Here is a 17,655-nt window from a genome sequence, read left to right on the forward strand (position 1 = left end):
ACGCGTGCCGAGCCGACCCCGGGAGACCGACGAGCGCCCAGCCGACCCGTCGCGGTTCGTATCGTCCGACGATTCCGGGTACGGCCCCGCCGAGCTGTCGGCGCTGATCGAGTTCGGCACTGCGCGACTGGCCGACACCCCCGCGGTGGCCGAGGGCGCGTTGCGACGGGCGGCGGCCGCCGGTGCGGGTGTCCTGCCCGCCGAACAGCTGGCTCGATTGCACGCGCTGATCGTCACGGCGATCTGCGGCCAGCCCGGCCGCGACGCCGATCTGGCCGCCGCCGCGCTCGTCGCCGCCGAACGCTGGCAGGGCTTGTCGGCCGCGGACGCCGCTCATCACACGCTGCTGGCCGCCCGCATCCACTACCGGTCCGGTCACCACCGCGCCGCCGCCCAGCTCTACGAGCGCGCCCTCGCCTGTCCCGACATCCCCTATCCGCCTCCCGAAATCGCCATCCTGCACGAACAGTTCGGCGCCTGCCTGGTCGCGCTGCACCGATACCGCCGTGCGGCAAAGGTTTTCGAGAGCGGTGCGCGATTCGCCGCACACGATCCCGACTGCCGGGACCTGCACGCCGACCTGCTCTCCGCCGCGGCCGCCGCCCGCACGGCGGCTCTCCCGGGCGCGGTCTTGCGCCGTCGGCTTTCCGCTCTCACTCGGCGTGGCGCGCGGGGCTCCCGGCCACGGGAAGCCCCGGCCGCCGAGTAGGGCGGCGGTGCCGGGTACTTTGTCGCGCGCCCAGTAAGCTCGGCATTCGTGCAAGAAACAGGTCGGCGCAAACTGGGTGTGATGGGTGGGACCTTCGATCCCGTCCATCACGGGCACCTGGTTGCCGCCAGCGAGGTCGCGCATCGCTTCGACCTCGACGAGGTTATTTTCGTGCCGACGGGGCAGCCGTGGCAGAAATCGAGTAAGCAGGTCAGTCCCGCCGAGGACCGGTATCTGATGACCGTGATCGCGACCGCGTCCAATCCGCGATTCTCGGTCAGCCGGGCCGACATCGACCGCGCCAAGGTCACCTACACCGTCGACACCCTGCGTGACCTGCAAAGTCAGCATCCCGACGCGGACCTGTACTTCATCACGGGTGCGGACGCGCTGGCCAGCATCCTCACGTGGCAGGATTGGGCGGAACTGTTCGAGCTGGCGAAATTCGTCGGGGTGAGTCGTCCGGGGTACGAGTTGAACATCGACCACCTCGCCGAACACCTGCGGGACATGCCGGCCGACGCGGTCACCGTCATCGAGATCCCCGCCCTGGCGATCTCGTCGAGCGAGTGCCGTCGCCGCGCTGCCGAGGGGCGGCCGGTGTGGTATCTCGTCCCGGACGGGGTCGTGCAGTACATATCGAAGCGGCACCTGTACGTGCCGGGAGGGAACGGGAGAGCTGGATGACGGCATCCGTCGAAGCGGTCGAGATGGCGCGGATTGCCGCGCGCGCGGCCGACGAGAAGCTGGCTTCCGACGTGGTGGTGCTCGACGTCTCCGAACAGCTGGTGATCACCGACTGTTTCGTGATCGCGTCCGCGCCGAACGAGCGGCAGGTCAACGCGATCGTCGACAGCGTCGAGGAGAAACTGCGGCTGGCCGGGCACAAGCCGGTGCGCCGGGAGGGCACCCGCGAGGGACGTTGGGTGCTGCTGGACTACGTCGAGGTCGTGGTGCATATCCAGCACAGCGACGAGCGCGATTTCTATGGCCTGGAACGGCTTTGGAAGGACTGCCCGCAGGTTCCGGTGGACGGGATCGGGGGCCCGCGCGGCGACGAGACCGAGGCCTCCGAGTGAGCCTCGGGTTCGGCGACGCCCTCGACGAGTCCGAGGAGCAGGGCGCCCGCTACGACAAGCATGCCAACGTGCGCCGCCTGATCCTGCTGCGGCACGGGCAGACCGAGTGGAACGCCGCCGATCGCATGCAGGGCCAGATCGATACGGAGCTGAGCGAGCTGGGCCGACGCCAGGCCAAGGACGCCGCTCGCGAGCTGCTGGGCCACGACGCGATCGCCATCGTGTCCTCGGACCTGCGGCGCGCTTACGACACCGCGGTGGCGCTGGCCGACCACACGACGCTCGAGGTGGTGCGCGACCGGCGGCTGCGCGAGACCGACCTCGGCGAGTGGGAAGGGCTGACGCATCTCGAGGTGGACGCGCAGTATCCGGGCGCGCGCCAGACCTGGCGGCTCAACGCCGACTTCACCCCGCCGGGCGGGGAAAGCAAGCTCGAGGTCGGCGCCCGGTCATTGCCGGTGGTTCGTGAGCTGTTCGCCGCGCGCCCGGACTGGCCCGGTCGTACCATCATCCTCGTCGCGCACGGCGGATTGATCGCCGCTCTGACCGCCGCGCTGCTGGAGTTGCCCCGGAAGAACTGGCCCGTGCTCGGTGGGCTGGCCAATACCAGTTGGGTGCAGCTGAGCAGTCACGGTCCGAGCATCGAGCAGCCCGGGTGGCGACTCGATGTGTGGAACGCGGCGGCGAAGGTAGCACCTGATGTCCTCTGAAAAGTCCTCCGACGACCGGGACGAACCGGTCCGGCAGGTTTCCGACGAATTGCTGCGCAAGGCGTCCGAGGTGCCCGTGCGGCGCCTACCGGACGCCTTGTTCGGCGGGCCCGCGCCCGCCGCAGCCGACCAAGACCCGGAGCCGGAGGCCGAACCCGACTACGAGCGCGGCAAATCCGTGCCCGACGAATTGTTCCGCAAGGCGTCCGAAGCGCCGGTGCGGCATCTGCCGGACGTATTGTTCGGCGGCCCGGTGACGCCACCGGAGCCGGTGGTGGAGCAGGAGAGCAGTGTTGAGGAGGGCGGCTCCGATGCCGAGACGCCGGTGGGGACACCGGCTGTCACCGCCGATGCCGGATCCGGGGAAGCCGAGACGGCTGTGGATCCCGATACCGGGAGTGGTGATGTCACCGAGTCCGACGAGCAAGCGGTAGCGTCCGCGCCGTCGGATTCGGTTGCGGGGCAAGAAGGTGCCGACACCGCGGCCGATGGCGGTGCGCCGACTGGCACTTCCGAGGTGGACGAACCATCTGCTGGAGAGGTCGAGTCGTCGGATTCGGTTGTCGAACAGAGCGATAGCGTTGAAAGTGCGGTCGCGGATACCGCCGAGGCAAGCGAGGCGGTCGGTTTGTCGGGTGATGCTGCGTCGGAGACGGTAGCGGAACAGGGCGATGTCGAGACGGCAGCGGGCGTTGTGGAGCCTGATGCGCCGGCGGACTCTGCATCCGATTCTGTTGCGGCCGAGGAGAAGGCCGAGGCCGGAACTGACGTAGTGGCCGACGGTGCTGAACCGTCGGCGGACAATTCGGATACCGATACGGAAACCACGCCTGCCGCCGACTCCGCCGACACCACTACGGCCGATGCCGGTGCAGCCGACGAAAGCGCGGCGAGCACCCCGGTGGGCGGTGAAACCGCCGCGGCTACGACTCCTGCTGCGCCGGAGGCGGATTCCGGGTCCGGCGGAGGGTTCCTGCGCAGAGCGGTATCGCGGTTGTTCCGAGGGCGATCGACGTGACCCAGTCCGGCCACGCCGACCCCGACGGCCGCCCAGAACCGCAGCCTCCCGCCCCCACCGCGGCGTCACTGAGCGGCGCTGCGGTGCCGTCCGCCGATCCTCCGGCAGCGGCGCCTGCGGACGGCGCTGTGGCGGTGCCTGAGGACGGTGTGGCCGCGGGGTCCGGTCGGCCGGTTTTGCTGGTGATCGCGGATTCGCTGGCATACTTCGGGCCCAAGGGTGGGCTGGCGGCTGACGATCCGCGGATTTGGCCGAATCTGGTTGCGGCTGAATTGGATTGGGATGTCGAGTTGGTTGCTCGGATCGGCTGGACGTGCCGGGATGCGCACTGGGCGCTGATCGGTGATCCGCGGGTGTGGGCAGCGGTGCCGCGGGCGGGCGCGGTGGTGTTCGCCACGGGCGGTATGGATTCGCTGCCGTCGCCGTTGCCGACCGCGCTGCGCGAACTCATCCGTTACGTGCGGCCGCCCGCGCTGCGGCGGCAGGTGCGTACCGGCTACCAGTGGCTGCAACCGCGACTGTCCAAGCTGGGAAGGCCGGTCGCGCTGCCGCCGCACGTCAGCGTCGACTACCTGGAGCAGTCGCGAAACGCGTTGGCGCAGTTGCGGCCCGAACTGCCGATCGTCGGTGTGCTGCCGTCCGTGCACGACTGCGAGGCCTACGGCCGCGTGCACACCGGCCGCGAGCCGGCGGTGCGGGCGCTCCGTGCATGGTCGGAGAAGTCCGGCGTGCCGCTCGTAGATCTCGCGGAAGCCGTGCGAGACAACATCTTCCACGGCGAGTCGAATCCCGACGGCATCCATTGGGGCTGGGAAGGCCACAGCGCCGTCGCCCGCGCCATGGTGAAGGCGCTGGCGGAGGTCCGCGCGCCCGAGGCCGGTGCATGAGCCGGATCCTCCTGGGACTCAGCGAAAAACACCGCTCGGCCACCTGTTGCCATCGACCGCCGCTCGAGCGCTGCGGGGCTTCGGGGGTGGGTGAACCGGAGCTTGCCGACGGGTTGTATCGGCGTCCGATGGTTCGTGACACGCAGCCGCTCGGCTCGGGAGAGGCCGGATAGCCGTGGCCGTCGTGGTGGTGACCGATTCCTCCGCCAGCCTGCCCGCCGCCCTTGTCGAGGAGCTGGGCATTCTGGTGGTGCCGCTGCACGTACTGGTCGATGACCGGGCGTACCGGGAAGGCATCGACGACGAGCCCATCGATTACGCGTCCTCGACCGTGACGACCTCGGCCGCCGCGCCGGGCGAACTGCGCGCCGCCTACGAGCGGGCTCTGGCCCTCAGTGAGGGCGACGGCGTTGTGGCCGTGCATATTTCGCGGCAGCTGTCGGCCACTTGGGAGGCGGGCAGGCAGGCGATCCGCGATATGGACGCCGCCGAGCGGGTGCGGCTGGTGGATTCGCTCAGCGCCGGGCTCGGCACCGGTCTGCCGGTGCTGGCCGCCGCGCGCCGGGCTCGCGAGGGCGCGGTGCTGGACGTCGTCTACGACGCGGCGGCTTCGGCTGCGGTGAGGGGACGGGCGTTCATCGTGGTCAATCGCACCGAGCAGCTACGCCGCGGCGGCCGATTGAGTTCGGCCGCAGCATTTTTCGGCACCGAGCTGGTCACCAAGCCGATTCTGCAGATGGTCGACGGCCGCCTGGAGCTGCGTGAGAAGGCGCGCACGCGGTCCAAGGCGCACGCTAAGCTCGTCGCGGCCGCCGTCGACGCGGCGGGGGAGGGCGGCGCCACCGTGGCCGTCCAGCATCTCGGCGCGCCCGAGGCCGCCGCCACCATCACCGCGCAGCTCAACGACCTCATCCCCGGCATCCGCGAGCTGGTCAGCGCGGAATTCGGGCCGACGCTTGCCGTGCATCTGGGGCCCGGCGCGGTGGGCGTGCTGGTGGTGCCCGGCGGTTGCGCCTGACCGTTTGCCGAATTGGCAACAATGTTTGCCGGAATGCGCACTCGGTCGGCATTGTCGACGTCATGAACCACGACGATTTCGACTGGGCCGCGATGGCCGACATGCTGGTGGACGAGGGCGAGGCGTACAGCCCCTACCTGCACGGTGCGTTCGATGAGCTATCCGATCTGAAGCCGGAGCGGATCCTCGATATCGGTGCCGGTCCCGGCGTGGCGGCGAGCGTGCTGGCAGAGCGTTTTCCCGATGCCGAGGTGATCGCGGTGGACGGCACACCCGAACTGCTCGCCCGCGCCGAGCAGCGGGGCCGCGATCTCGGCGTGCGGGTGCACACGCGGGTGGCGCAGTTCCCGCAGGATCTGGGCGGGCTGCCGGAGGCGGATCTGGTGTGGTCGGCCAATGTGGTGCACCATGTCGGCGATCAGCTCGACGCGCTCACCCGCATGGCCGGACTGCTGCGGCCGGGCGGTGTACTGGCCATCGCCGAAGGCGGCTTGTCGGCGCGCTGGCTGCCGCGCGACATCGGATTCGGTCGGCCGGGTTTGCAGGTCCGATTGGATGCTGTGATGGCGGAACGATTCGACCGGATGCGTGCCGAACTGCCCGACGTGGTCGCCGTCACCGAGGACTGGCCGGCCCTGCTGCGCGCCGCGGGCCTAATCGACGCCCACAGCCGCACCTTCCTCGTGGACCGCCCCGCCCCGCTGGAGGCCGGCCCGCGCCGCTCCGTACGCCAGTGGATCGAACGCTACCGCGGCATGGCGGACGACCTGGCCCCCGACGACCGCACCACCCTGGACCGCCTCCTGGACCCGAACGACCCCTTGGGCATCGACCAACGCCCCGACGTCTTCCTCCTGACCGCCAGAACTGTCCACTACGCCCGCCGCCCTCGAGACTGAGCGGGTAGGCAAGCACGCCGGGTGATTCCCGGTCGGATGGACAGCCCGGTTCACTTACCTGGCCTGGTTGATCGAGCGGAGTACTCGACCCGCAGCGAGCGGTCCCTCGGTCGCGCGGGTACTTCGTGGCGTGGTTGGTCGAGCGGACTGGTCGGCTCGTAGTGAGTGGCTCTACCGGTGTGTGGGGTTCTTGCCTGGCGTGGTGTGGTTGATCGAGGAGTGGTCGTCATGGCCAGTGGCCCCTCGGTTGCATTCTGGTCTGGTGTGGTCGATGGAGCGGAGGAGTGTTCTGCGCGGGGCTATGGCGGGCGGATCTTCCGACATGCTCTGAGCTGTTGGATCGAGCGGAGTGACGATGTTCCGTTGCGCCGTTCGGTGTCGTTGGCCCTGTGCCGCAAGCTGATTGCTACGTGGACCGAGATGTTGGGTGGACACGTTCGTGGGCTATCAGATCGGTGTGACAGGTTCGACTATGGTGCGGCTGGTTGTGCACAGGGGATCGGTTGTCCCCAGGTTTGGCGAAAGGGCTTGTCGGCGGGGAGGTCTCGGGGTGCGGGGTGCATACGGTGGCTCGCATGGCGCGAAACGAGGAGCGGCGGCGGGTGCGGGAGCGGCTCGGGGTGCTGGCCGGTGAACCGGCCGGTACCCGGTCTGTTGCGGGTGGGCGTTGGGATCTCGATGAGTTCGAACCGGAGGAGGATCGGGGGCCGGAACGGTCCGCCGCCGACGACTGGGGCGAGGTGGTCGAGGGGCCGCGCACACCGCAGTGGCTGAGCGAGCCCTCGGGAGGTCTCGCGGCGTGGCACGAACGGCTGGTGCCGGAGCGGTTCCGCGGGACTCGGCTCGATCCGGGACGGCGGGGAGTGCTGGTGCTCGCTGTGGTCGGGGTGGTGGCTGTGATCATCGCGGGCGCGGCGGCGCAGCGGGAAAGACCGGTGGCACAACCGGTTCCGCCGTTGCCGGTGGTGCGGACCAGCGCGATGAACGCCGACGCCGCGGATTCGGACTCCGATGCGCTACCGACCGCGGGCGCGATCGGCGCGGCCACACCCTCGGGTAGCCATGGGGCCGACCCGGGCGCGGCCACACAAGTGCCCGCGGGTAGCCGTGGGACCGGCTCGGGCGCGGCCACACAAGTGCCCGCGGGTAGTCGCGGGGCGGACTCGGGAGCCGCCACGCCGGTGCCTGCCGGAAGCCGCGGGGCCGAACTCGTGGTCAGCGTGATCGGCCTGGTCGAGCGTCCCGGACTGCTGCACCTGCCGCCGGGTTCCCGTGTCGCCGACGCGCTTTCGGCCGCCGCGACGCGCGACGGCGCCGACCTGGCGAGCCTGAACCTGGCCCAACGGCTGGCCGATGGCGACCAGGTGGTGGTCGGGCCGGCCGGATCGAATCCCGGCCCACCACAATTGGGCAGCGTCGTCATCCCCGGCACCAGGCAGGCTCCGGGGCCCGGCAACTCCGGCGCCGTACCACCTTCCCCGACCGCGAAAGTCGACCTCAACTCCGCCACCGAACTCGAACTGGACGCGCTGCCCGGCGTCGGCCCCACCACGGCCCGCGCCATCCTCGCCTGGCGCACCGAACACGGCCGCTTCACCTCCGTCGACCAACTCTCCGAGGTCACCGGAATCGGCCCCTCCCGCCTCGCCCGCATCCGCGACTTGGTCACGATATGAACACCTCCATCTCCAGGCCTACCCTCAGCGCGCTTCGGTCACTGGCGACCACCGTGCGTCGAGTCCTTTCGAGCCGCTTCGCTTCGGGTCCATCCTCTTCGAGTCCGTCCCGGTCGTATCTGTCCCGTTCGAGTCCGTCCCGTTCGAGTCGATTCGCTTCGAGTCCATCCCTTTCGAGTCGATTCCCTCTGAGCCCAGCGCCTGCGGGTTCAACAACTGACTCCCGGGGCAGTGTCGGCCCGAGGACGTCCGCACTGCCGTCACGGCGGGAGGTCGGTGGGCGGGGCATCAAGGTTCAGTTGCCTCGTGGTCGCACGCCTTCGGCTTCCGTGGCTGTCGACGGCTCCGCCGGGTCCGGGTCGGGACAGAATCGGCGAGGTGTGGGCGATCCGGTTGTCGAGCCGCAGCCGCTGGATGTGCGGCTGGTGCCTGCGGTGGTGATGTGCTGGGGCGCAACGATTGTGGCCGTCACCTGCGGGTGGCGGGTCGGGCTGACGCTGGCGGCGGCGCTCGTTGTGGCCGGGGTGGCGCTGGCTGCGGGGATACAGCGGTCGCGGTGGGCCGGGAACCGACGTGCGAGCGGCCTGAGCGTGGCCCGGCGACACCGTCGCGGTGTAGTGGTCGTGTCGGCGTTGGCGGCGGTGTTGGCGGGTGGGGGATTCGCGGTGGCTGCCGCCTGGCAGGAGTATCGAGTGGCGACGCATCCGTTGCGAGCTGCGGCGCCGGGCACCTATGTGACGATCGTCGCCACACCGGTGGATGACCCGAAACCGTTGACCCGCAAAGCCTTCGGCGGGCGCCAATGGCTGGTACGGGCCAACTTGCGGGAGTATCGGCACGGCGAGGTGCCCGTGCGGGCGGGCGGAGCCGTGGTGATCATCGCGCCCGACAACGGCTGGCCGAGGGTACTGCCCGGGGAGACAGTGGAATTCCGCGCGCGGACCGACCGACCGTGGCGGCGGGACCTGACGGTCGCGGTGCTCCGGGCGCAAGGTCCGCCGCGAACGGTCTCGGGAGCGCCGTGGTATCAGGACATCGCGGGCGCGGTGCGGGCGAGATTCGTGGCCGCGTGCGATCGCGCCCTGCCCGATGATGCCGCCGGGCTGCTGCCGGGGCTGGTCGCCGGTGACGTGTCGCACCTGCCCGAACACGTGCGGGAGAACTTCGAGAAGACCGACCTGGCGCACCTGACAGCCGCGTCGGGCATGAACGTCTCCATCCTCTTCGCCGCCGTGCTGCTCACCGTGCGATTGCTGACTCTGGACGCCCGGCTGGGCATCGCGCTCGCGGCGGCGGCGCTGATGATGTTCGTGATCCTCGCGCGACCATCGCCCTCGGTGCTGCGGGCGGCCGCGATGGGCGCGATCGCGCTGCTGGCCGCGACGACCGGGCGCCGGAAACAGGCGCTGCCCGCCCTGTGCGCGGCCGTGCTCGGTCTGCTCGCGTACTCGCCCGCACTGGCCGTGAACGCCGGATTCGCGCTGTCGGTGCTCGCGACGGCCGGGCTGATATTGCTGGCGCCGAACTGGGCGCTGTGGTTGCAGCGGCACGGCTGGCCTCGCCCGGTAGCCGAGGCATTCGCCGTCGCCACCGCGGCCTTCCTGGTGACGACCCCGATCATCGCCGCGCTCACCGGCCACGTCGGCCTGCTCGCCATCCTGGCCAACGTCCTGGTCGAGCCGGTGGTAGCTCCCATCACCATCCTGGGAACCGTCGCCGCGGCACTGTCCTGCCTGTACCAGCCCGCCGCCGTCCTGCTGCTCCACCTGACCGGCCCACCCCTGTGGTGGTTACTGGCCGTCGCCGAATACGGTGCCGCCCTGGACATTTCACTGATAGTCCCCAGCGGCCTCCGAACCGGCCTCACGGCCACCACCATCACCGGCCTCTTGATCCTCATGCTGTACCGACTCGCCCTCCCATCAACCCGCCATCGAACTACGGCCCCGCTCCGCCCTGACCCCGCGTCCACCGAAGGATCGCCCCCGAACCAACGTGCGCCCACGGGTGGATTGCCCCCGAACCGACGTGCGCCCAGCGGTGGATCGCTCCTGGACCGGCCTGTGCCCGCCGATGGATTGCTTCCGGACTGCCCCGCGCCCACCAATAGATCGCTCCCGAACCATCAACGCCGTAAGCCTCATCCGTCCACCAGCCATGAGAGCGGCCGCCAAAATGGCCGAAGGGCTTCGGGGGTGGGGCGGGATGTCGGACCACACCCGTAGGATCGTCCGCGTGACCGAACGCCCCGGACCTGTCCATCTCGTGCTCGGTGAAGAAGAGTTGCTGATCGAGAGGGCGGTCGCCGCGATCGTGGCGCAGGTGCGCGCTGTCGCACCAGGTCCGGATGCGCTACCGGTGGATCGGCTGCGTGCTGGGGACGCGAGCAGCTCCGAGCTGGCCGAGTTGCTGAGTCCGTCGCTGTTCGCCGAGGATCGCGTGATCGTCCTCGACTCGGCGGCCGAGGCGGGCAAGGACGCCGTCGCGGTGATCACCGAGGCGGCGTCGGCCCCACCGGAGGGTGTGGTGCTGATAATCCTGCACACCGGCGGCGGCCGCGCGAAGGCGCTGGCCCCGGCCCTGCAGAAGGCCGGGGCGGTCGTGCATCCGTGCGCCAAGGTCACCAAGGCGGGTGAGCGAATCGAGTTCGTGCGCAACGAATTCCGTGCGGCTGGTCTCCGCGTCCCCGGCGAGGTGGTGCAGACGGTGCTGGAGGCCGTCGGTTCGGATCTGCGCGAACTAGCCGCGGCCTGCTCGCAGCTGGCCGCCGACACCGGCGGCAAGATCGACGTCGCCGCCGTGCGCCGCTACTACTCCGGCCGCGCCGAGGTCACCGGCTTCGACGTCGCCGAACTCGCGGTCTCCGGCGACCGCCCGGCCGCCATGGAAGCGCTGCGCTGGGCCACCGACCGTGGCGTCCCGGCCGTCCTGCTCGCCGACGCCCTCGCCGATTCCGTGCACACCATCGCCCGGGTCGGCTCGGCCGGCCGCGGCGACCCGTTCAAACTGGCCTCCTCGCTGGGCATGCCGCCGTGGAAGGTCAAGAAAGCCCAAGGGCAGGCCCGCGGCTGGAACCCCGCCACCATCGGCACCGCCCTCCAGGTGGTCGCCGCCCTCAACGCCGACGTCAAGGGTGGCGCCGCCGACACCGACTTCGCCCTCGAACACGCCCTCTCCCGAATCCTCGACCTCCACGAAACCCGCTGAAAGACAGCCGCTCACGCACACTCGTTGGCCAGCTTCTCGTTCACCCACTTATTGATGCTCACCCCGTGCTCGGCGGCCTCCATGGCCAGCCGCCTATGCAGCACCGGCGACATCCGCAAAGCGAAGTGACCACTGAACGTGCGATCCGCGAACGGCTCGGGAACTTGTTCCCCCGACCGCTCGAGGTCGTCGATCGTCTCTGCCACGAGCCGAACAATCCCGTCGAACGCTTCGTGCACCGTTTCGGCCAACCACGACAGCGACGGAAATTCCAAACAGCGGCCGACGAACTCCTCGTCCTCCGGCGACCACGCCACCCGGAAGGAGTAGTGCATATCGCTGTACTTGCTCTCGTGTCCAGTCATTGTGCCTGCCTCAGCTTCTCGATCGCCGCCAGCACCTGCCTGACCTGGTAGGCCTTTGCTTTGCCGGCGTGCCCCCGCTGAATATTGACCCGTGGGTCACCCTGCCATGGTGTCTTGAAGACCGCGTGACTCGTGCCCTCCTGACGGGCAGCGCCGAAGTGTTCGGTGCAAACCCTGTGTAGGTCGCTGTACCTCACGTTGGTAGGGCTTTCAGACATCCTCCGGAGGATCTTCGCAGTCGCCGACACCCAGAGATGATATTACCGGTGATATCATTGTGTTGGAAGAATGGCGCGTCACAAGTTGGCCGCCTACCCCGTGTTGTGGCGGATGATCTCCCCGATCAGCGCTGGGCCCGGGAAATCTGTCATCAGGATCCCGGTCGGTGTGCCGGGTGTGGCGCGCAGGTGGTCGAGGGCGTACTGGTTTTCGACGGCGGCGTAGCGGCGGGGGAGTTTGGTGGGGTCGGGGGCGCCGTTGGCGGAGAGGTAGTTGAGGTAGAGGGTGCCGGGGGCGGCGGTGGCGGCGCGGTCGAGGTGGGCGGCGATGGCGGCCCACTTCGCGTCCATGTCGGGGCCGTCCCAGAGGTCCTGCGCGTCGACGGCCAGGCCGCGGCTGTCGCCGTCGGCGATATCGCTGAACTGGGTGATCACGATCCGCCCGCGCACCTCGCGCAATGCGGGGATCTCGGTGCGGCCGGTGGCCGACGGTCGCCAGATCCGCGGCTGCCCGGCGAGGGACCGGTCGATTCGGGCCAGGTCCGGCGGCACGCCACCGGCATCGGCGCAGCCGAAAGGCTTGGCGACGGTGGTGCACTCGGCCTTCACGCGCATCAGCACCGTCTCGAGCGGGTGCCGGGACAGGAAGTCGTCGACCACACCGAGCACGTCGTCGAAACTCACCTGCTGGAAGAAACCCCCGTGCTGCACGGCGAGCGAGTCGGTCTCGTCGCGGCGTACCCGCACGTCCAGCGCCCGGATACCGGCCTCCAACTGGATGCGCAGGCTCTGCTTCGAGGTGCAGCGGTCGTCCGCGCAGTCCTTGTCGAAGGTCTCCTGCGTGACGACCGCCGGACCGGCCTTACCGCCGTGCACGGCCAGGGTGTCGTGGGTGCCGGGAATCGAAATCCGGCTCAGCGGACGATCGTCGGGCAACGCGGCCATCCAGTCGGGATTGCTCGCGGTATCCAGCTTTCCGTGGGCGCCGGTCGACCCGAACCCCGGCAGCCCCGCCGACTCCACCGCCGTGGTGGCCGCCACCGGCTCCGGATGCGTTGCGGGAGCGGAAGATCCGCCACATCCGGCCAACGCCGCCCCCGCCGCGATCAGCACCGCTATTCTGCTCAACTCCCCACCGAACACCCGCTCACGGTATCCGACGGACCCGAGCCTGGCGAGTCACCTTGCGCGACACGACAAAAGCCGCCGTGGTCGTCTGCTCTCACAGACCCTCTGCCACGGCGGCATCACGAAAGTAGGTGCGCGGTAGTGCTACCGCGCGGGATCAGCCCAGCTTGTTGTAAGCCAGCGCCAGCGCCGACTTCTTGTTGGCGGCCTGGTTGGCGTGGATGACGCCCTTCGAGGCGGCCTTGTCGAGGTCGCGGCTCGCCGAGACCAGCAGCTCCTCCGCCTTGCCCTTCTCACCCGAAGCCGCGGCCTCGCGGAACTTGCGGATGGAGGTGCGCAGCGCGGACTTGACCGACTGGTTGCGCTGCCGCGCCGCCTCGTTGGTGCGGATCCGCTTCATCTGGGACTTGATGTTGGCCACGCCTGTTCCTCTGATTCCTGTCGTCAGTTGGTTTCGTGCTCTGAAGTCTCTGGGCGCGCCACGCCAGCTGCGCAGCGCCTCGCCGACGATCGAGGTTACCAGTTGGCATGGTCCGGGGCGAAATCACCCCGGCCGGGGCCGTGCCGAGGCAATCCCGTTGTGAGGAATGCCGTGGCGGAGCTCACCCGGACCGCGTTCGCCGCTGCCGGAACTCTCGCGGCGTCTCACCGTAGCGGGCCTTGAAGGCGGCGGAGAACCAGGTCGCGGTGAACCCGCTGCGCGCGGCGATCTCGGTGATGCTGATCGAGGGCGGCCCGGGGCGTTCCATGATGTCGCGGGCGACTCGCAGCGCCTCCTCCCGGCGCAGATCGCGATAGGTGGTGCCGGCCTGCTGCAGCACCGCGCGCAGCTGTCGCGGCGACCAGCCGAGGGCGCGGGCGACCGCGGGCAGCCGCACGTCACCGAATCCCACCGTCTCGCGCACGTAGCGCCGGACCGTCGCCACCGTCTCGTCCAATTGCCCCCGCTGCGGCCGCAGATCGCCGAGCGCGAGCATGCACAGCAGTTCGCCGATCCGATCGCACAGCCCATCGAACTCCTGGTCACCGAGCCGCGCTTGCTCGGCGTGCACGCTGCGGATCAGCGACCCGGTGACGCGGCCGAGGCCGGAGGTCAGGTCGAGCACGGTGCGCCGCGGCGCCGCGGCCGGGACCGCATGGTCGATCTCGGTGCGAGGTAACTGGAGGGCCAGCGCGGTCGGCCCGGGCCGCATCCGGCAGACCTGATCCAGGCCCATCAGCAGGGCTCGGCCGGGCGGCACCGTCAACCCGTCGCCCTGCCAGCCGAGGGTGAAAGGGGCGTGCCGCGGGAGGACCAGCCAATAGAAGTCGTCGGCGGGGGTGCGCCGCACATGCGTGGGCGTGCGGTACGCGACCCGGTCGCCCGGTTCGTCCCAGCGCAGCAGGCTGTAGGTGGACGTCTGCTGCACGCTCAGCGTGGAGGTCCAGCGTTCCGGCGCGCCGATCCGATGATCCATCGGCACGAAGGTGTTGGTGAGTTCGGTCCACTGCTGGGCGTCCTCGATGGTCAGCTGGTCGTATCTCATGGGTGGCTCGATCCTCGGCTCGGACGGCGACCGGTGCGTGCGTGAATTCTCCACCAGTCGCGACAGTGGCGCGAGTTATCGCCTGTCACGGGCGACTTACGTTTTTGTGCCGATGAATTGTTTTGGCGGGCAGGAGATCCCGCAAGAGCTACCGGCGAGCGCCCGACACCACCGAGACTGCGGAGGAACAGCCGGAAAACCCTTGGGAGACATCATGTCCGACGCAGTCATCCAGCTTCCTACCGCTGGCGAATCCGTCCACGAGACCTACGCCCGCATTCGGGCCGCGGGCGAGGTGATCCCGATCGAGCTGCCCGGGGGCGTGCCGGCGTTCGTCGCGGTCAGCTACCGCGCCGTCAGCGAGGTGCTCGACGACAAGCTGTTCGGCAAGAGCGCGACCAACTGCCCGGCCCTGCGCGACGGCACCATTGCGGCCGACTGGCCGCTGCGCGCGCTGACCGATATGGATCACATGCTCAACCTCGACGGCCTCGAGCATCGCCGGTTGCGCAAGACGATCAGCCAGGCCTTCACACCGGCCCGGATCGCCGCCCTGGAACCGCGGATCGAGAAGATCACCGCGAACCTGATCGCGAACTTCCCGGCGGGCAACGAGGTCGACCTGGTCGCGAACTTCACCACCCCGCTCCCGGTCCGGGTGATCTGCGAACTGTTCGGAGTGCCCGCCGGCGTCGAGCAGACCCGGATCAAGGACTGGACCGCCACCATCGTGTCGGCCACGAGCACCGGCGAGCAGGCCCAGAACGCGATGATCGGCATGATCGGCTACTTCACCGAACTGCTCGATCGCAAGCGCCGCGCACCCGGCGACGACCTGACCACCGCCCTGCTGCAGGCCAACGAGGACAACAATCTGACCACCGAGGAACTGGTCAACATGCTGTGGCTGGTGATCGTGGCCGGGCACGAGACGACGGTGCACCTGCTGAGCACGGCCGTCGTGACCCTGTGCACAAATCCGGAGCAGCGCGCCAAGGCGCTCGAGGAGTCGCGGTGGGCCGATGTGGTGGAGGAGGCGCTGCGCTACGGGTCGCCGGTCGTCGGCGCGCTGATGCGCTATCCGCTCCGCGACGTCACGGTGGCGGACGTCGACATCCCGGCGGGCAGCATGGTGCTCTGGCACGGCGGCGTCGGCCGCGACGCGCGGCACTACCCCGACGCGGACACCTTCGACATCGACCACGATCATCGCGACCAGCTGGCCTTCGGCCGTGGACCGCATTTCTGCCTGGGTGCGCCCCTGGCCCGGCTGGAGAGCCGGATCGCCCTGTCGATGCTGTTCAACCGGTTCCCCCGGCTGGCGCTCGCCTGCGATCCCGCGGATCTGGCGTATGTGCCGCAGATCAGCACCACCGGGCCGGTCGAGCTGCCGATCGTGCTCGATTCCGCACGATGAGCGCGCCGCGCCGTTGTGCCCGATTTCCGAATGTCCGGCGTGGCGGCGCGGTTTCCGTTGTGCCGGAGTACCGGCCGGCGTAGCGTCCGAAATCTCCGCGCATTACCTGGTCTCGAAGCATTCCGTTCGAACGGGAAGGGTGGCAGATACATGTCTCCGACTGCTCAGGAAGTTGTCGAGGAAGATGTCGAACGGCGGCCGGTGCCGCTGACGCGCAAGCTGCTCGCCGAGGCGATCGGCACATTCGTACTGGTGCTCGGGGGTGTCGGCACGGCGGTGATCGCGGGGGAGCGGGTGAGCGCGCTCGGCGTGGCGCTCGCGTTCGGATTCACGCTGCTGTTTCTGGTGTATGCGATCGGGCCGATTTCGGGATGCCACGTGAACCCTGCGGTGACGCTGGGCCAGCTGGTGCTCGGGCGGATCAACGCGGTCACCGCGGGCTGCTACGTCGTGGCGCAGCTGATCGGCGGGTTCGCGGCGGGCGCGGTGGTGTACGCGCTGGCACAGAACCTGCCGAGCTACCACCGGGTGCGCGACGGCCTCGGCGCCAACGGGTGGGGCGCGCACAGTCCGTCGAAGCTACAGGTGGACGGGCCGATGGGGACGCTGGTGCAGAACGGCTACGGCCTCGCCGCCGCCATCACCGTGGAGGTGATCCTGACGGCGCTGCTGGTGTTCGTGGTGCTGGCCTCCACCGACCAGCTGTCGGATGTGCCGCTGGCCGGGCTGTCGATCGGCATCACGCTCGCGGTGGCCCACCTCATCTCGATCCCGATCGACAACACCTCGGTGAATCCGGCCCGCAGCCTGGCCGTCGCGCCCTACCAGCCGGGTGCGCTCGCGCAGGTCTGGGTGTTCGTGGTGTTCCCGCTCATCGGTGGGCTGCTCGGCGCGCTGGTGTACGGGCTGCTGTTCGGCCGTTCCCGCAACATGGTCTCCTGATCGGTCTCACGGCTTGGCGGCGCTGAGGGCGTAGAGCAGCGGCACCCGCGGATCGGCTGCGGGTAGCCGCCACCATCCGCTCGCCTCGTCGCGGACCATGCGTTCCCAGCGCGGCCACGGCAGCAGTTCGGTCTCGCGCAGACCGGTGATCGTCAGCCCCGCGCGGACCAGGGCGGTGACGACGTGGCCGAGGCCGTGCGCCCACTCGTAGACCCGCGTGGCGTCGGCGGATAGGGCGGGACCGTCGGTGTAGGTGTGGGTGGCGTTGTGCTCGACGGCGCCGCGGCCCTCGAGATAGTCGTGGCGCAGCAGCAGTTCCGGGCCGTCGTCCGGGCCGGGTTTGGGACCCAGCGAGGTCAGCAGGGGATGGAATTCCACGAGGTACAACCGGCCGCCGGGCCGCAGCAGATCGCGGACGACCGCGGCCCAGCGGTCCAGGTCGGGCAGGTAGCACAGTGCGCCCTTGCCCGTGTAGACGATGTCGAAGCGCTCGGCGCCGAGTGCCTGGACCGCGTCGTACACATCGGATCGGACGTAGTCGATGTCGACGCCGTGCTCGTCGGCGAGGCGGTGCGCGTACTCGATCGATCGGCCGGAGATGTCCAGTCCCGCCGCGCGGGCGCCGCGCCGGGCGAACGCGATGGTCTCGGTGCCCAGATGGCATTGCAGGTGCACCAGATCGCGGTCGGCGAGCGGGCCGAGATCGTCCCATTCGAACGGAGCGAACCAGGAGTCCGCGTCCCGGCCGGCGTAGAACCGGGACGCCACGTGGATGGGAGTGCGTGCGTCCCAATTCCGTTCGATGACCCGCCGCAGTGCCGCGGTGCTGTCCTCCGGTGTGCTGTCCACCGCGCCC

The 17,655-nt window shown here is 69.6% G+C and carries 18 protein-coding genes; 13 read left to right on the forward strand and 5 right to left on the reverse strand.

The genetic code is table 11. The features are described from left to right. Nucleotides 1-4 precede the first annotated feature (4 nt). The 11 genes from ACFMRZ_RS31235 to holA all read left to right on the forward strand — a co-directional run bounded on the left by ACFMRZ_RS31235 (nt 5) and on the right by holA (nt 11,203). Complete coding sequence (locus ACFMRZ_RS31235; protein ID WP_400181834.1) at nt 5-709, forward strand: hypothetical protein; 705 nt, start codon at nt 5-7, stop codon at nt 707-709. A gap of 48 nt (nt 710-757) precedes the next feature. Next, nucleotides 758-1,396: a nicotinate-nucleotide adenylyltransferase gene (nadD, locus tag ACFMRZ_RS31240; RefSeq protein WP_280273173.1), complete on the forward strand. Its 639-nt coding sequence runs from the start codon at nt 758-760 to the stop codon at nt 1,394-1,396. Continuing rightward, nucleotides 1,393-1,788 (forward strand): ribosome silencing factor, encoded by a 396-nt coding sequence (rsfS, locus tag ACFMRZ_RS31245; protein ID WP_280273172.1) that lies wholly within the window; start codon nt 1,393-1,395, stop codon nt 1,786-1,788. The genes nadD and rsfS overlap by 4 nt, the downstream gene beginning before the upstream one ends. Nucleotides 1,789-1,913: 125 nt before the next feature. Beyond that, nucleotides 1,914-2,498 (forward strand): histidine phosphatase family protein, encoded by a 585-nt coding sequence (locus ACFMRZ_RS31250; protein ID WP_400183016.1) that lies wholly within the window; start codon nt 1,914-1,916, stop codon nt 2,496-2,498. Nucleotides 2,499-2,676: 178 nt separating this feature from the next. Beyond that, nucleotides 2,677-3,516, forward strand: coding sequence for a hypothetical protein (locus tag ACFMRZ_RS31255; protein WP_400181835.1), 840 nt, complete (start codon nt 2,677-2,679; stop codon nt 3,514-3,516). 134 nt (nt 3,517-3,650) lie between these two features. Beyond that, nucleotides 3,651-4,403, forward strand: a complete 753-nt coding sequence (gene octT, locus ACFMRZ_RS31260) for a diglucosylglycerate octanoyltransferase (protein ID WP_400183017.1) — start codon at nt 3,651-3,653, stop codon at nt 4,401-4,403. 175 nt (nt 4,404-4,578) lie between these two features. After that, nucleotides 4,579-5,421, forward strand: a complete 843-nt coding sequence (locus ACFMRZ_RS31265) for a DegV family protein (RefSeq protein WP_400181836.1) — start codon at nt 4,579-4,581, stop codon at nt 5,419-5,421. Between the two features lie 62 nt (nt 5,422-5,483). Further along, nucleotides 5,484-6,320 carry a class I SAM-dependent methyltransferase gene (locus ACFMRZ_RS31270; RefSeq protein ID WP_400181838.1) on the forward strand — a complete coding sequence of 279 codons (837 nt, stop codon included), beginning with the start codon at nt 5,484-5,486 and terminating at the stop codon, nt 6,318-6,320. A gap of 575 nt (nt 6,321-6,895) precedes the next feature. Beyond that, complete coding sequence (locus ACFMRZ_RS31275; RefSeq protein WP_400181839.1) at nt 6,896-7,996, forward strand: helix-hairpin-helix domain-containing protein; 1,101 nt, start codon at nt 6,896-6,898, stop codon at nt 7,994-7,996. Between the two features lie 380 nt (nt 7,997-8,376). Continuing rightward, nucleotides 8,377-10,221 (forward strand): ComEC/Rec2 family competence protein, encoded by a 1,845-nt coding sequence (locus ACFMRZ_RS31280; RefSeq protein WP_400181840.1) that lies wholly within the window; start codon nt 8,377-8,379, stop codon nt 10,219-10,221. A 10-nt stretch (nt 10,222-10,231) separates the two neighbouring features. Further along, nucleotides 10,232-11,203, forward strand: a complete 972-nt coding sequence (holA, locus tag ACFMRZ_RS31285) for a DNA polymerase III subunit delta (RefSeq protein ID WP_400181841.1) — start codon at nt 10,232-10,234, stop codon at nt 11,201-11,203. 11 nt (nt 11,204-11,214) lie between these two features. On the opposite strand, the gene ACFMRZ_RS31290 is transcribed toward holA, so the two are convergent. The 4 genes from ACFMRZ_RS31290 to ACFMRZ_RS31305 all read right to left on the reverse strand — a co-directional run bounded on the left by ACFMRZ_RS31290 (nt 11,215) and on the right by ACFMRZ_RS31305 (nt 14,440). Beyond that, nucleotides 11,215-11,568: a type II toxin-antitoxin system HicB family antitoxin gene (locus tag ACFMRZ_RS31290; protein ID WP_400181842.1), complete on the reverse strand. Its 354-nt coding sequence runs from the start codon at nt 11,566-11,568 to the stop codon at nt 11,215-11,217. Between the two features lie 311 nt (nt 11,569-11,879). Beyond that, nucleotides 11,880-12,914, reverse strand: a complete 1,035-nt coding sequence (locus ACFMRZ_RS31295) for a phosphatidylinositol-specific phospholipase C (protein WP_400181843.1) — start codon at nt 12,912-12,914, stop codon at nt 11,880-11,882. A gap of 157 nt (nt 12,915-13,071) precedes the next feature. Beyond that, nucleotides 13,072-13,335, reverse strand: coding sequence for a 30S ribosomal protein S20 (rpsT, locus tag ACFMRZ_RS31300; protein WP_280273162.1), 264 nt, complete (start codon nt 13,333-13,335; stop codon nt 13,072-13,074). A gap of 181 nt (nt 13,336-13,516) precedes the next feature. Then, complete coding sequence (locus tag ACFMRZ_RS31305; RefSeq protein ID WP_280273161.1) at nt 13,517-14,440, reverse strand: AraC family transcriptional regulator; 924 nt, start codon at nt 14,438-14,440, stop codon at nt 13,517-13,519. Nucleotides 14,441-14,654: 214 nt separating this feature from the next. On the opposite strand from ACFMRZ_RS31305, the gene ACFMRZ_RS31310 reads away from it, so the two are divergent. Together ACFMRZ_RS31310 and ACFMRZ_RS31315 are read left to right on the forward strand one after the other, a co-directional pair. Beyond that, complete coding sequence (locus ACFMRZ_RS31310; protein WP_400181844.1) at nt 14,655-15,857, forward strand: cytochrome P450; 1,203 nt, start codon at nt 14,655-14,657, stop codon at nt 15,855-15,857. 150 nt (nt 15,858-16,007) lie between these two features. After that, on the forward strand, nt 16,008-16,799 hold the full coding sequence (locus tag ACFMRZ_RS31315; RefSeq protein ID WP_280273159.1) for an aquaporin: 792 nt from the start codon (nt 16,008-16,010) through the stop codon (nt 16,797-16,799). Nucleotides 16,800-16,805: 6 nt separating this feature from the next. On the opposite strand, the gene ACFMRZ_RS31320 is transcribed toward ACFMRZ_RS31315, so the two are convergent. After that, nucleotides 16,806-17,648, reverse strand: a complete 843-nt coding sequence (locus ACFMRZ_RS31320) for a class I SAM-dependent methyltransferase (protein ID WP_400181845.1) — start codon at nt 17,646-17,648, stop codon at nt 16,806-16,808. Between the last annotated feature and the right edge of the window lie 7 nt (nt 17,649-17,655).

The organism is Nocardia sp. N2S4-5 (genome assembly GCF_044628355.1).
Lineage (GTDB): Bacteria > Actinomycetota > Actinomycetes > Mycobacteriales > Mycobacteriaceae > Nocardia > Nocardia wallacei_B.